A 14,292-nucleotide genomic window follows, 5' to 3' on the forward strand; every position below is an offset into this window, starting at 1 on the left:
CCGTCTGAAAACCGGCAGGGTTGTTATTATGCGTTCAAATCACACCCAAATCTTGCAAGCCCCTCAACACACCGTCTTCATCAACGCCGGGGCAAACATATTTCGCCGCTTCTTTCGCTGCCTGTTCCCCGTTACCCATTGCCACGCCGAACCCGACTTCTGACAGCATTTCCACATCGTTCAAACCATCGCCGAACGCCATCACGTCCGCCATATTCCATCCCAATGCCTCAACCACGCTTCTGATGCCGTCCGTTTTCGACGCACCGGCCGGCAGCAGATCGATAGCTTCCTCGTGCCAACGCACCGTTTTTAGCCCTTCCTGATGGAAAAATTCCGATAAATCAGTCACCTCCTGACAATCTGCAAACACCAGCATCTGATAAACTTGATTGCGTAAAAAATAATCCCTTCCTTCAAAAAAATTATCGGCAATACGGTTTAGCGCACGGCATACCCGCGCCGACAAAGAAGACACGGCAATCCCCCTTCCTCCGACGAAGGCATAATCCATCCCCAATCCATCTAAAAAAGAACAAGCCCGGCCTATCTGCCCGACATCCATCGGCATCTCGCGCACAGCCTTGCCATTGAGCAAGGCAAACTGCCCGTTGATGGTAACCAAGGCATCCATTCCCGTTGCCAATGCCATGTGTTTCACTTTGTCCGGTATCGTCGCCAAAGACCGCCCCGTTGCCAATGCCGTCAAAATTCCCTTACCCCTTAATGCCTCTACCGCTATTTTCACAGAAGGACGCAAAGTATCCGTATATTTGCGGTACAGCGTATCGTCAATATCGAAAAACACGATTTTAGGACTCATAATTTTTGCTTTCGAACAAGAACGGCCGCATTGTATCCCAAACCGTCAAATACAAGATAACCCACTATAAATCCGCAACAAAATTGACCGAAAATACAAAAAGGCGGATAATCCGCCTATCCTCAAACCCTTTTCAGACGGCATTTGCAGCAATGCCGTCTGAAACATTTCTGCAAAGCACACAAATCATGAAAGCACCCGAACTCTTATTGCCCGCCGGCGGATTGGAAAGAATGCGCGCCGCCTACGACTACGGCGCAGACGCCGTTTATGCCGGCAGTCCGCGTTACTCCCTGCGCGCCCGCAACAACGAATTTGCCAAACTCGACGTCCTCGAACAAGGCATTAAAGAAGCGCACGAGCGCAACAAAAAATTCTTCCTGACCGTCAATACGCTGCCGCACAACTCCAAACTCAAAACATTCATTTCTGATATGGAACCCTTGATTGCCATGAGACCCGACGCGCTGATTATGGCGGATCCGGGTTTGATCATGACCGTGCGCGAAAAATGGCCGGAAATGCCGATCCATCTATCCGTTCAGGCAAACACCACCAACTACTGGGGCGTGAAATTCTGGCAGAACATCGGCGTCGAACGCATCATCCTGTCGCGCGAATTGAGCATGGAAGAAATCGCCGAAATCCGCCAAGAATGCCCTGACATCGAACTCGAAGTCTTCATCCACGGCGCATTGTGCATCGCCTACTCAGGCCGTTGCCTATTGTCGGGCTATTTCAACCACCGCGACCCCAATCAAGGCACCTGCACCAACTCCTGCCGTTGGGACTACAAGGTTCACAACGCCACTGAAAGCGATGCGGGCGATGCCCAGCTTCTGCAAGGTTTTAACTTTGAAAAAGCCCAAGAAGAAGCCAACCAAAACTTTGAAGGCATCAACGGCCAAAAACGCCACCCCTACGCCGACAAAGTTTTCCTGATTGAAGAATCCAACCGCCCGGGCGAAATGATGCCGATTATGGAAGACGAACACGGCACCTACATCATGAATTCCAAAGACCTGCGCGGTATCGAAGTCGTTGAAAAACTCGCCAAAATCGGCGTGGACAGCCTCAAAGTCGAAGGCCGCACCAAGTCGCTCTATTATGTCGCACGCGTCGCCCAGTCCTACCGCAAAGCGATTGATGATGCCGTCGCAGGCCGTCCGTTTGATTACAGCCTGTTGAGCGAACTCGAAGGCCTCGCCAACCGCGGCTACACCAGCGGCTTCCTCGAACGCCACCAAACTCAGGATTACCAAAATTACCTGACCGGCCACTCCATCGCCAAACAAAGCCAATATGTTGGCCACGTTACCGAAATCGACACTGAAGGTTGGGCAACGGTGGAAGTTAAAAACCGCTTTGCCGTCGGCGATTCACTCGAAATCATCCACCCGAGCGGCAACCAAACCATCAAATTGGAACAAATGACCCGCAAAGGCCAGCCTGTCGATGTAGCCCCGGGCAACGGCATTCAGGTCAAAATCCCCGATATGCAAGGTAAAGAAAAAGCCCTCATCGCACGCGTATTGAACCCCTAAGCCATTATGCCGTCTGAAACCTGTTTTCAGACGGCATTTTGTTGAATCTTACTGTACAATTGCAATGATTTCCCACAGCAAGCAAGGATATCCGACATGAAAAAAATCCTCATACTCTCCGCCGCCGCCCTTATGCTGGCAGCCTGCCAATCCGGCAGCGCACCTAAAAACGCACACATGAAATCTGCCGGCACACCGGCCAGAGAATCATGCAAAGTTATCCGCGGAGACACCGCAGGAGGCGGCAAAAACATCATTTACCGTTGTAGCAACGGTCAGGCGGCAATAAATGCAGCCATTGCAGACGGCGCATTGGAATCTGGGATTCCCGTCAGCTTCAGCGGCGGTGGCGTACCTGTTGCAAACGGTCAGGGCCTGGTTACCCGTCAGGCGGCAAACGGAGTAGGTAAATCCGACTCCGAGGCCTGTGAACGCGCCTTAATCAATGCCGCCCGCAAATTCCAGCAGACCGCAGGCAAACTCGGCGGACGCGGCGTTACCGGCTTCCACAGCTACTTTGATAAGCAACCGCTGCAAGGCGGACAATACGACTGTCAGGCAGGCTCGTTCCACGTCCGCGTGGTCATGCGCGCCAATGTCGTCCGTTAACATATCGGCAATCAAAAAAATGCCGTCTGAAACATTTTTTCAGACGGCATTTTTTCAGGCTTTACCGGTAATTCTCTTTAAAATCCTACTCCGGCTGTAACTGTAATACTGTAGCGGCAAGGTATACGGGTATATTATCACCTTCCACCATCCTAACCATATAATATCAAACAAAAGCCCCGGTCTATCCGCACCGGGGCTTTCGTCAAATCAAGGATTCAAACGGGATTATTGGGCTTTCTTACCACCAAATACGCCGAAGCTGTTATTTGTCCATTTCCCGGCCTTTTCTGGTGCATCCTTAACATAGCTGTACCTACCTGCCATTTCTGCAGCATTGGCACCATAGAATCCTCCGGAGATGCTACCTTTCTCACCGTTTTTCCAAGTACCGGTAAAGCGGTTGCCATCAAGGCTTCCCTTGAATTCCTGGGTACCCATATACGATCCGTCACCACTATTAATCTTACCGCTCAGGGATTTACCGGCAAAATTGACCTCAGCAGTAAACGAACCGGCTGAACGGAATGTATTACCATCACTAAACCAATTCTCACCTTCGGTCAAGTTGCGCGAACGGAAATGCAATACATCGCCTTTATAAGTAGCCGTACCGCCGGGCAGACTGTCGCTCAACTTTCCTTGCACAAAGAGTGCGTATGAACCATCTGCCAATTTAGCCGCACCATAAATCAGATTTTCAAAACCTTTTGAAGTAATAATCTTACCGAAGTCTGTCCAAAGCTGCGTCCTACTTGACAGCCGTTCATTAGCCACTGTCAAATCAATGGTTTCGCCATTGATGACCAGCTTCGTGATTTCACCTTCCCCGTAAAAATATTTTTCACCCAACTCACCGGTTTTCAATGGTGATGCAGCTGGTGCTGAAGGTTTGGGATTGGCAGGATGGGTTGACGCACCTCCTTGGCTGCCTGAGTCTTGGTCATCCGAATCTTGATCATCCGAATCTTGATCATCCGAATCTTGATCATCCGAATCTTGATCGCCCGAGTCTTGGTCACCTGCCTCAGGAGCGGGTTTCGTCGATGTATCAGCAGTTTTTACTGTGGTAGCATTGGCTTCAGTTGCCAAACGCTCAGCTTCGGTTTTCAATGCCTGCGCATCTGCAGTCTGATATTTTTTTAAGAACTGGTCGGCACGGATTTTCAATGCTTCAGCTTTTTCTTTGTATTCCTTCGCAGTAGCGTCATCCGGCTTGGCTTTCAACATTTCTTCCGCTTCAGCCAATGCTTTTTCGGCTGACGTTTTCCACTGCTCGGCATCTTTACGGGTTCTCTCTATATTACTGAGGTACTGCCCCGCTTTCTCTTTTGCTTCTTCTGCCGCTTTTACTGCAGCCTTACGGTCTGCTTCTGTGGCATATTTCCCTTCCACCGCTTTTTTTGCTGCTGCTTTATATGCACTGGTAGACCCTTCCAATTCCGTTTTCTGACCTGCTAAGAATTCATCTTTAGAGTCGATTTGCTGGGCGGAATAATCATTGCCTTTTGCACCTTTACCCCATGATTCTTCAAATTTTGCTTTTGCTGCATCATAAGCTTTATCGGCTGAAGGTGGTTGGGTTGTATCGCCACCTGTCGGACTTCCTTCATGATGGTTGTGATTGGGAGGTGTCGTCGATTCGCTTCCTGCACTACCGCCTTCATGATGGTTGTGACTAGGAGGCGTCGTCGATTCGCTTCCTGCGCTACCGCCTTCATGATGGTTGTGACTAGGAGGCGTCGTCGATTCGCTTCCTGCGCTACCGCCTTCATGATGGTTGTGACTAGGAGGCGTCGTCGATTCGCTTCCTGCGCTACCGCCTTCATGATGGTTGTGACTAGGAGGCGTCGTCGATTCGCTTCCTGCGCTACCGCCAGCCCCTGGAGGGGTCGGCACCGAACTACCGTTTTGACCGGATGAAGGAGTTTCAACCTTTCCACCTTGACCAGGCACCGGGTTTGATGCACCCGGAACAGTCGGGGTAGGCTTAACACTTGGCGCATCTCCGCCTCCCGAACTACAAGCTGAAAGAGCTAGACCGCAGGCAATGGCAAGTGCGCTTAATTTAAATGATGAATTCGACATGACATACTCCTAATTACATGAATAATAAAAATAAGTTCATTCTCTTTTACGAAAAGGTATGATGCTTATTCATAAATTTATTGAAAGAAATTTCAAGTTTTCATAGTCGGTTGCAAATACGTTCCGGCAAACAGCTGCGTATTATATAAAGTGCAATTCCATGAAAACATCGATACCTGATTTTTGCATTACTCAATGCCTGTGCGGCATCATTCCTTCCGGTGCTTCGGCATCAGCGGCCAAACCGAAGGTTTCGCGCAAAATCACTTTATAGAAGGCAAATGCTTCGCGTGCACCTTGGATGGCTTCTGCTTCGGCTTCCGGAGTTAAGTTCAAGGCATTCAGATGCTCGACAAAGGCACGCCAGTGTTTGCCACGCCCGGCAGGATGGGGGGCAAGGTGTCTAGCGCCGTGTTCGCCGTTGTAATCGAGTTTTTGCGCATGCTTAAAGAGAAACGCCGCGCCGAGATTCGAACCTTCCGCGCAGTAAAGCCAGCCGATTGCTTTGTTGCCGGTTTCATGCGGCAACGGTTTGCCGTATTCGTAAGGTTTGTCGCCCAAATCTGCAAGGTCTTGCGTTACGGCATCGTATCGCGCCATGTATTCCAGTTCGGGAATGGCTTTGTTCAATTCGGCATCTTTATAAATATGATCGACAGCCTTATGGAAAACTGATTGGAGTTTCAAAAATTTGATGTAGTTTTCTTTACTTGAAAACGGCTGAACAGACATGACGAGATTGTCTACGCTGTCGTGAACACCCGTGGTCTCTGCTTTCAAGCGTTTGGCAAATGTCAACTCTTGGTTTTCTGCTTCACTCATGTTTTTTCCTTTATCAATTAAATGCGGATGATGGCGATACGGATAAAACCCATATTTGCCTATACACTCGACATACAAAAATAATAAATGAAATTTATTATCATATAATTTATGAAATATATATCATTTGTGTTATACGTTCAAGCAGATGTTTTACTATCATTTACAGAGATGCCGTTTTATAAAGGGATTCGATAATCAGGCAGGTAGCCGCACAAAGAATATTTCTACTGCATAGCGGTTTGTTTATGCGGTTGCCCATGCCGGTTTTGCATCCTGATTGGGCGTATCGCATTTTTCCTTTATAATGCTATAACTTATATTTTACTCATGTCCCGCATGATTGCTTTTCGCCAACCTGTCCGTTACCGCTCCTGCACCGACTCTCTTTATGGTGCCTTACCGCCGCATACGGTAGACTGCCCGGAATGCGGCTGCCGTGTGGATGTGCCTCAATTAGACAGGGGGGAGGCGGCATTTTGCCCACGCTGCAGCTATAAACTCTTCAGGGTAAGCAATCATCCTTTTTCCGGTCCGCCCGCTTATGCGGCGGCTTCCCTGATTCTGATGATGTTTGCTTATAGCATGACCTATATCCGGGTGGATATACCGGGTGCAACGTCTATTTTGTCCCTACCGGAAATGGTGCGCCTGATGGTGTTTCAGGATTACGGTTTTTTGGCGGAAGTGATGTTTATACCGACCTTCGGCGCACCGATTCTGTTTCTGTCGCTGTGCCTATACGTCTATACGGCACTGATACGGGGGAAGGCGTATCCCGCATTAAGGTTGGCAACGCGCGTAATGGTGCGCCTAAAGCAGGTCATGATGGTGGATGTGTTTTTTATTTCTACTTTGGTGGCATATATCAAGCTTTCATCCGTATCCGAGGTAACTTTCGGGCCTGCGTTTTATCTGATGTTCCTGCTGTCGGTCATGTTGATTCGGACATCGGTATCTGTTCCCCAACATTGGGTGTATTTCCAGATTGAACGGCTGACGGGCAATGATGCGGTTCAGACGGCATCGGAAGATAAAACCTGTTGCAGCCGTTGCCTGTATTTCCGCAACAGGTACGAACGCCCCTGCAGCGTGTGCGGTGCGGACCTGTATCGCCGGCGGCCGAAAAGTCTGAGTATTTCGTCGGCGTTTTTGACGGCTGCGGTTATTTTGTATTTCCCTGCCAATATCCTGCCGATTATGATTTCGTCCAATCCTGCCGCCACAGAGGTAAACACCATCCTTAACGGCATCACTTATATGTGGAACGAGGGTGACAGGCTGATTGCGGCGGTTATTTTCAGCGCGAGTATTTTGGTGCCGATGCTGAAAATTGCGGCAATGTCAGTTTTGATTGCGGCCGCCCGCTTCGCTTTGCCGGCGGGCGCAAAGAAATTGTCTCACCTCTACCGCATCACCGAAGCGGTCGGCCGCTGGTCGATGATTGATATTTTTGTGATTATTATCCTGATGTGTTCGTTCCACACCAATATGGCCCGCGTCGTACCAGGTGGCGCGGCCGCCTATTTTTGCCTCGTTGTGGTTCTGACCATGCTGTCTGCCTATTATTTCGACCCGCGCCTCATCTGGGACAGGTACGCCTCAGACGGCATTTTGCTCAATGAAACGGAAAAATATGACTGACAACACCTCTCCTCAAAACGGGCATACCAAAGCACGCGTCCGTAAAAACAATACCTTCCTCTCCGCTGTCTGGCTGATTCCCCTGATCGCGCTGATTGCCGGCGGCTGGCTTTGGGTTAAGGAAATACGCAATAGGGGACCCGTAGTTACGCTGCTGATGAACAGCGCGGAAGGTATCGAAGTCAACAAGACAGTCATTAAGGTATTGAGCGTCGATGTCGGACGCGTTACCCGAATCAAACTGCGCAACGATCAAAAAGGTGTGGAAGTTACTGCCCAACTCAATGCGGACGTATCCGACCTCATCCGCAGCGATACCCAGTTTTGGGTGGTTAAACCGCGTATCGACCAAAGCGGCGTAACCGGTTTGGGTACGCTGCTTTCGGGTTCGTACATCGCTTTTACACCCGGGAAAAGCGACGAGGCAAAAGACGTGTTCCAAGTGCAGGACATTCCTCCGATTGCCGCTATCGGTCAAAGCGGCCTGCGCCTAAATTTGATCGGCAAAAACGACCGCATCCTCAACGTCAGCAGTCCCGTTTTGTATGAAAACTTTATGGTCGGCCAAGTAGAAAGCGCGCATTTCAACCCGTCCGACCAAAGTGTGCATTACACTATCTTCATCCAGAGCCCCAACGACAAACTGATTCATTCCGCCAGCCGTTTTTGGCTGGAAAGCGGCATTAATATCGAAACCACAGGCAGCGGTGTCAAACTCAATTCCGTCCCTCTGCCCGCATTGCTGTCAGGTGCGATTTCATTCGACTCCCCAAAAACAAAAAATCAACACCATGTTCAAAACGACGACCGTTTCGAGCTTTACGACAACCGCAGAGAAGTGGAAAACCTGCCTGACGACCGCTCGCTGTACTACACCGCGTTTTTCAAACAATCCGTACGCGGCCTGTCTGCCGGTTCGCCTGTCGAATACAAAGGCCTGAATGTCGGCGTGGTTTCCGATGTCCCTTATTTCGACCGCAACGACAGCCTGCATTTGTTTGAAAACGGCTGGATTCCCGTACGCATCCGTATCGAGCCTTCCCGTTTGGAAATCAATGCCGACGAGCAAAGCAAAGAGCATTGGAAACAACAATTTCAGACGGCCTTAAACAAAGGCCTGACCGCCAGCATCTCCAGCAACAACCTGCTGACCGGCAGCAAAATGATTGAGTTGAACGATCAGCCTTCCGCATCGCCTAAGCTGCGACCGCATACCGTTTATGCAGGCGATACCGTTATCGCGACCCAAGGCGGCGGTTTGGACAATTTGCAGGCAAAAGTGGCCGACTTGTTAGACAAATTCAATAATCTGCCATTGGATAAAACCGTTGCCGGCTTGAACGGTTCGCTTGCCGATCTCAAGTCCACACTCAAATCTGCCAATGCCGCCCTAAGCTCCATCGACAAACTGGTCGGCAAACCGCAGACACAAAACATTCCGAACGAGTTGAACCAAACCCTGAAAGAATTGCGTCAAACCCTGCAAGGCGTATCGCCTCAATCGCCTATCTACGGCGACGTACAAAATACGCTGCAAAGTTTGGACAGAACCTTAAAAGACGTTCAACCCGTGATTAATACTTTGAAAGAAAAACCCAACGCGCTGATTTTCAACAGCAACAGCAAAGACCCTATCCCGAAAGGAAGCCGATAATGCGCCTCTTCCCGATTGCCGCAGCCCTGCTGCTTGCAGCCTGCGGCACCGCGCAAAGTACGCAGTATTTCATACTGCACGACAGCCGGTACCTACCGCCCGAACGCCGCGTGGCGGAAACCGCCGTCAAAGTCCGCCTTGCCGAACCGCTCAAACGGGGCGGACTGGTTTACCAGACCGATCCCTACAGACTCCATACCGCCCAAAATCACGTTTGGGCAAGTTCTTTAGACGATATGCTTGAAGCAGCACTGAGCAATGCATTCAACCGCCTGAATACCAAACGTGTATTCATTCCCGCTTCTCGCAACGGCCAGTCAGAAAAATGGACGGTCTATATCGATACCTTCCAAGGCAGCTACACAGGAAAAACCATCGTCGGTGGCTATGCGGTATTTCCGGATGGCACGGTCAGATCCTTCCATGCCGAAACCGAACAGCAGGGTGACGGCTACGCCGCCATGACCGCCGCACTCGAACAGGGACTGAAACAGGCAGCGCAACAGATGGTCGAGTAAACCGTGAACTATTGCGAATTTGCCGCCTCACTTCCCGAAAACACCGACAACCCGAACAAACATTACCACGACACGCAATACGGTTTTCCGATTGAGGACGACAATGAATTGTTTGAGCGGCTGGTGTTGGAAATCAATCAGGCAGGATTAAGCTGGACGCTGATGCTGAAGAAGCGGCAGGCATTTCAGACGGCATTTGAAAGGTTCGACATCAATACCGTTGCCGCCTTCGACGACACCGACCGCGAACGCCTGCTTGCCGACGCTGGCATCGTCCGCAACCGCCTGAAAATCGATGCCGCCATTTTCAATGCACGGCAAATCCAAGCGTTGCAACAAGAATACGGCTCGTTCAAGAACTGGCTCGACGCGCACCATCCGCGAAGCAAAGACGAATGGGTCAAACTCTTTAAAAAACATTTCAAATTTGTCGGCGGCGAAATCGTCGGCGAATTTCTGATGAGTACCGGCTACCTCAAAGGCGCGCACGCCGAAAGCTGTCCGGTTTACCGTAAGACCCTGAAATACCACCCAAAATGGCTCGATGCCGTCTGAAAAACCAATGAACAGAAGAACCTTCCTCCTCGGCGCAGGCGCGTTGCTTCTTACCGCCTGCGGCAGAAAATCCGCCCGAACCCACGCCAAAATTCCCGAAGGCAGCACCGTGCTTGCCTTGGGCGATTCGCTCACCTTCGGCTACGGCGCAAACCCCGGCGAATCCTACCCCGCTCAACTGCAAAAACTGACGGGGTGGAGCGTCGTCAACGGCGGCGTATCTGGCGATACGTCTGCACAAGCCCTGTCGCGCCTGCCCGCGCTGTTGGCACGCAAACCCAAGCTTGTGATTGTCGGCATAGGCGGCAACGACTTTCTGCGCAAAGTTCCCGAAGAACAGACCCGCGCCAATATCGCGAAAATCATCGAAACCGTGCAGAAGGAAAACATCCCCGCCGTCCTCGTCGGCGTGCCGCACATCACACTGGGCGCGTTGTTCGGGCATTTGAGCAACTATCCGCTGTATGAGGATTTGTCCAAGGAATACGGCATTCCGCTGTTCGGCGGCGCGTGGGCAGAAATTTTGGGCGATAATAATCTGAAATCCGACCAAATCCACGCCAACGGCAAAGGCTATCGGAAATTTGCCGAAGATTTGAATCAATTTTTGAGAAAGCAGGGGTTTAGATAATCATGAACCGACTGGAACACCAAACTGCTTCGGGACGCATATGCCGTCTGAAGTGCAAAACCTACGCCATACAGCCGCATGAAGTTGCAGCGGTATGGCGTTTTTTGAAAAAGACGGCCTGCCGGTTCAGACGGCATGACCGACCGTCCGAACCTGCTGTGGATAAAACCCGGACAGGCTGAAATCATGGAATATTGCGAACCTGATGGCGGGGCTGCCGCTGTTTATCGTGATTTTGGTTCTACTCAATATTGTTTTTCCGCTTCCGGCGTATCCATTGGCTTGACTGGTGCTTGCAGGTTTCATGGTTTTGGTCAGCGGCTTTCCCTTATCGCTGCTGCTTGTGGCGCTGCTTGTCCTGACCTGCTGCATTCTGGCGTGTTGTCCGCCATTATCCCGTCTTTTGTGCTACCCTTACCCGAATCATCCGATGTCTAAAAATTCTGCCTGATGGCAGCCCTACAACACCGAAGGAGCAGAAATGAAACTATCCGAACTGTTCAACCCCAACGAATTTGCCGCGCGCCATTTGAGCTTTGGCGACGAGGCTGCGCTTTTGGAAGCGCTCGGCGAGAAGAGCATGGATGATTTTGTCGGCAATACTGTGCCGCAAAGCATCCGTATGCCGTCCGAACTCGACCTGCCCGAAGCCCTGACCGAGGCGGACGCGTTGGCGGAATTGAAAGGCATTGCGTCGAAAAACGTGATCAACAAATCCTATATCGGCTTGGGTTATTACCCGACCCGCGTGCCGAACGTGATTTTGCGCAACGTATTGGAAAATCCGGGCTGGTACACCGCCTATACGCCGTATCAGGCGGAAATTGCCCAAGGTCGTTTGGAAGCTTTGTTGAACTTCCAACAAGTGTGTATCGATTTGACCGGTTTTCCTGTGGCAGGCGCGTCTTTGTTGGACGAGGCGACTGCCGCCGCTGAAGCAATGGCGATGGCGCACCGTGTAGGCAAAGTGAAATCCGAGCGTTTCTTTGTGGATGCGCGCGTGTATTCGCAAACTTTGGACGTGATGAAAACCCGCGCCAAATATTTCGGCTTCGAGTTGGTGGTCGGTGATTTTGCCCAAGCGGATGAAGGCGAATACTTCGGCGCGCTGTTCCAATACGTCGGTAAAGACGGCGACGTGCAAGACTTGCAGGACGTTATCGGCCGCCTGAAAGCAAAAGGCACAATCGTTGCTGTTGCCGCCGACATCATGAGCTTGGTTTTGCTGAAATCTCCTGCTGAGTTGGGCGCGGATATTGCTTTGGGCAACACCCAACGCTTCGGCGTACCGATGGGCTTCGGTGGTCCGCACGCCGCTTATTTCGCGTTTAAAGATGAGTTCAAACGTTCCGCTCCGGGCCGCATCATCGGCGTATCCAAAGACGCATCGGGCAAGCCTGCCTTGCGCATGGCGTTGTCCACCCGTGAGCAACACATCCGCCGCGAAAAAGCCACGTCCAATATTTGTACGGCACAAGCATTGCTGGCGAACTTGGCGGGCATGTACGCCGTTTATCACGGCCCTGAAGGTGTGAAACGCATTGCCAACCGTATCCATGCGTTGGCTTCTGCCTTTGCCGATGCGCTGGTTTCAGACGGCCTGAATGTGGTTCACAAAGTCTTCTTCGATACCGTTACCGTCGATTTCGGCAGCAAAGAGAAAGCAGACCAAGTGTTTGCCGCTGCTTTGGCGTCGGGTTACAACCTGCGCCGCGTCAACGATACTCAAGTTGCGGCTGCATTCCATGAAACATCGGCATACGAAGATTTGGTTGATTTGTACCGCGCGTTTACCGGCAAGGATACGTTCGCATTTGCCGATGACGTCAAAGGCCGTCTGAATGCAGAATTGCTGCGTCAAGACGACATTCTGCAACATCCTGTGTTCAACCGTTACCATACCGAACACGAAATGTTGCGCTACCTGAAAAAACTCGAAGACCGCGACTTGGCGATGAACCGCAGCATGATTTCGCTCGGTAGCTGCACCATGAAGCTCAATGCGACTGCGGAAATGTTGCCGATTACTTGGGCTGAGTTCTCCGACATCCACCCTTACGCTCCCGAAGCGCAAACTGCCGGCTACCATGAATTGCTCGCCGATATGGAAAACAGCCTGAAAGCCATCACCGGCTTTGACGCGATTTCCCTGCAACCAAACTCCGGCGCACAAGGCGAATACACCGGTATGCTTTCTATCCGCCGCTATCAAGAAGCCAACGGCGAGGGACACCGCAACATCTGTCTGATTCCAAAATCAGCCCACGGCACCAACCCCGCAACTGCCGCCATGCTCGGTTTGAAAGTCGTCGTTGTCGATACCGACGAACACGGCAACGTCAATATTGACGATTTGAAAGCCAAAGCCGAGCAACACCGCGACGCTTTGTCCGCCATCATGATTACCTATCCGTCGACCCACGGTGTGTACGAAGAAGGCATCCGCGACATCTGCCGCATCATCCATGAAAACGGCGGACAGGTTTACATGGACGGCGCCAACCTCAACGCCCAAATCGGCATCATGCAGCCTGCCGAAGTCGGTGCGGACGTGTTGCACATGAACCTGCACAAAACCTTCTGTATCCCTCACGGCGGCGGCGGTCCGGGCATAGGTCCGATTGGCTTGAAAGCCCACCTTGCCCCGTTTGCACCGGGACACGCTTTGACCGACACCCACAGCGCCAGTGCCGACCAAACCGCCGTTGCTGCTGCGGCCTTCGGTTCTGCGTCCATCCTGCCAATTACTTGGATGTACCTGACCATGATGGGCAAACAAGGCATGGAACAGGCGACACGCTGGGCATTGCTCAACGCCAACTACGTTGCCAAACGTCTGAGCGAAGACTATCCGATTCTGTATACAGGCAAAAATGGCCGCGTCGCGCACGAATGTATCGTCGATTTGCGTCCGCTTAAAGCCGAAAGCGGCATCACCGAAACCGACATCGCCAAACGCCTGATGGACTACGGCTTCCACGCCCCGACCGTCTCCTTCCCCGTTGCCGGCACGCTGATGATCGAGCCGACCGAAAGCGAGAGCAAAGCCGAACTCGACCGCTTCATCGCCGCCCTGAAACAAATCAAACAGGAAGTGTTGAAAGTCGAGCGCGGCGAATGGCCGAAAGAGGACAACCCGTTGGTGAACGCTCCGCATACCGCATCCGACGTAACTGGCGAATGGACGCATCCGTACTCCCGTGAAGAAGCCGTCTTCCCATTGCCGTTTGTCCGCGAACACAAATTCTGGCCGAGCGTCAAACGGGTAGATGAAGTGTATGGCGACCGCAATCTGGTTTGCTCCTGCCTGCCGACAGAAAATTATGAAGACTGACTGTTGATATCTTAAAAAATGCCGTCTGAAACATTTTCAGACGGCATTTTCATCAACGGCAGACCGGTTG

12 protein-coding genes are annotated in these 14,292 nt (G+C 51.4%); 9 read left to right on the forward strand and 3 right to left on the reverse strand.

Going from position 1 to position 14,292, the window contains the following annotated elements; genetic code table 11:
• Nucleotides 1–34 precede the first annotated feature (34 nt).
• Nucleotides 35–823 carry a Cof-type HAD-IIB family hydrolase gene (locus tag DQM57_RS05905; protein ID WP_111727255.1) on the reverse strand — a complete coding sequence of 263 codons (789 nt, stop codon included), beginning with the start codon at nucleotides 821–823 and terminating at the stop codon, nucleotides 35–37.
• A 188-nt stretch (nucleotides 824–1,011) separates the two neighbouring features.
• Between DQM57_RS05905 and trhP the strand changes: the two genes are divergently transcribed.
• Nucleotides 1,012–2,367 carry a prephenate-dependent tRNA uridine(34) hydroxylase TrhP gene (gene trhP / locus DQM57_RS05915; protein ID WP_111727667.1) on the forward strand — a complete coding sequence of 452 codons (1,356 nt, stop codon included), beginning with the start codon at nucleotides 1,012–1,014 and terminating at the stop codon, nucleotides 2,365–2,367.
• Nucleotides 2,368–2,463: 96 nt separating this feature from the next.
• Nucleotides 2,464–2,976, forward strand: a complete 513-nt coding sequence (locus DQM57_RS05920) for an excinuclease (RefSeq protein ID WP_167395549.1) — start codon at nucleotides 2,464–2,466, stop codon at nucleotides 2,974–2,976.
• 228 nt (nucleotides 2,977–3,204) lie between these two features.
• Here DQM57_RS05920 and DQM57_RS05925 read toward each other — a convergent pair whose 3' ends face one another.
• Together DQM57_RS05925 and DQM57_RS05930 are read right to left on the reverse strand one after the other, a co-directional pair.
• On the reverse strand, nucleotides 3,205–5,064 hold the full coding sequence (locus tag DQM57_RS05925; RefSeq protein WP_145960428.1) for a transferrin-binding protein-like solute binding protein: 1,860 nt from the start codon (nucleotides 5,062–5,064) through the stop codon (nucleotides 3,205–3,207).
• Nucleotides 5,065–5,256: 192 nt separating this feature from the next.
• A complete protein-coding gene (locus DQM57_RS05930) occupies nucleotides 5,257–5,886 on the reverse strand; it encodes a biliverdin-producing heme oxygenase (RefSeq protein ID WP_111727256.1) in 630 nt (209 codons plus the stop codon).
• Between the two features lie 339 nt (nucleotides 5,887–6,225).
• Here DQM57_RS05930 and DQM57_RS05935 point away from each other — a divergent pair, with 339 nt between their 5' ends.
• The 7 genes from DQM57_RS05935 to gcvP all read left to right on the forward strand — a co-directional run bounded on the left by DQM57_RS05935 (nucleotide 6,226) and on the right by gcvP (nucleotide 14,222).
• Nucleotides 6,226–7,530 carry a paraquat-inducible protein A gene (locus DQM57_RS05935; protein ID WP_111727672.1) on the forward strand — a complete coding sequence of 435 codons (1,305 nt, stop codon included), beginning with the start codon at nucleotides 6,226–6,228 and terminating at the stop codon, nucleotides 7,528–7,530.
• A complete protein-coding gene (gene pqiB / locus DQM57_RS05940) occupies nucleotides 7,523–9,184 on the forward strand; it encodes an intermembrane transport protein PqiB (RefSeq protein ID WP_111727257.1) in 1,662 nt (553 codons plus the stop codon). Before DQM57_RS05935 ends, pqiB begins: the two co-directional genes overlap by 8 nt.
• Complete coding sequence (locus DQM57_RS05945) at nucleotides 9,184–9,702, forward strand: PqiC family protein (protein ID WP_107960694.1); 519 nt, start codon at nucleotides 9,184–9,186, stop codon at nucleotides 9,700–9,702. The genes pqiB and DQM57_RS05945 overlap by 1 nt, the downstream gene beginning before the upstream one ends.
• A 3-nt stretch (nucleotides 9,703–9,705) precedes the next feature.
• Complete coding sequence (locus DQM57_RS05950) at nucleotides 9,706–10,257, forward strand: DNA-3-methyladenine glycosylase I (RefSeq protein WP_111727258.1); 552 nt, start codon at nucleotides 9,706–9,708, stop codon at nucleotides 10,255–10,257.
• Nucleotides 10,247–10,888, forward strand: a complete 642-nt coding sequence (locus tag DQM57_RS05955; RefSeq protein WP_111727259.1) for an arylesterase — start codon at nucleotides 10,247–10,249, stop codon at nucleotides 10,886–10,888. The genes DQM57_RS05950 and DQM57_RS05955 overlap by 11 nt, the downstream gene beginning before the upstream one ends.
• A 135-nt stretch (nucleotides 10,889–11,023) precedes the next feature.
• Nucleotides 11,024–11,326 carry a hypothetical protein gene (locus tag DQM57_RS05965; protein WP_231992097.1) on the forward strand — a complete coding sequence of 101 codons (303 nt, stop codon included), beginning with the start codon at nucleotides 11,024–11,026 and terminating at the stop codon, nucleotides 11,324–11,326.
• 43 nt (nucleotides 11,327–11,369) lie between these two features.
• A complete protein-coding gene (gene gcvP / locus DQM57_RS05970; RefSeq protein ID WP_111727260.1) occupies nucleotides 11,370–14,222 on the forward strand; it encodes an aminomethyl-transferring glycine dehydrogenase in 2,853 nt (950 codons plus the stop codon).
• The last annotated feature ends 70 nt before the right edge of the window (nucleotides 14,223–14,292 follow it).

Source organism: Neisseria cinerea (assembly GCF_900475315.1).
Classification (GTDB): Bacteria; Pseudomonadota; Gammaproteobacteria; order Burkholderiales; family Neisseriaceae; genus Neisseria; species Neisseria cinerea.

Coding starts and splice junctions, on each gene's coding strand:
- DQM57_RS05905 (WP_111727255.1), bottom strand. CDS start 823: ATGAGTCCTAAAATCGTGTTTTTCGATATTGACGATACGCTGTACCGC.
- trhP (WP_111727667.1), top strand. CDS start 1,012: ATGAAAGCACCCGAACTCTTATTGCCCGCCGGCGGATTGGAAAGAATG.
- DQM57_RS05920 (WP_167395549.1), top strand. CDS start 2,464: ATGAAAAAAATCCTCATACTCTCCGCCGCCGCCCTTATGCTGGCAGCC.
- DQM57_RS05925 (WP_145960428.1), bottom strand. CDS start 5,064: ATGTCGAATTCATCATTTAAATTAAGCGCACTTGCCATTGCCTGCGGT.
- DQM57_RS05930 (WP_111727256.1), bottom strand. CDS start 5,886: ATGAGTGAAGCAGAAAACCAAGAGTTGACATTTGCCAAACGCTTGAAA.
- DQM57_RS05935 (WP_111727672.1), top strand. CDS start 6,226: ATGATTGCTTTTCGCCAACCTGTCCGTTACCGCTCCTGCACCGACTCT.
- pqiB (WP_111727257.1), top strand. CDS start 7,523: ATGACTGACAACACCTCTCCTCAAAACGGGCATACCAAAGCACGCGTC.
- DQM57_RS05945 (WP_107960694.1), top strand. CDS start 9,184: ATGCGCCTCTTCCCGATTGCCGCAGCCCTGCTGCTTGCAGCCTGCGGC.
- DQM57_RS05955 (WP_111727259.1), top strand. CDS start 10,247: ATGCCGTCTGAAAAACCAATGAACAGAAGAACCTTCCTCCTCGGCGCA.
- DQM57_RS05965 (WP_231992097.1), top strand. CDS start 11,024: ATGACCGACCGTCCGAACCTGCTGTGGATAAAACCCGGACAGGCTGAA.
- gcvP (WP_111727260.1), top strand. CDS start 11,370: ATGAAACTATCCGAACTGTTCAACCCCAACGAATTTGCCGCGCGCCAT.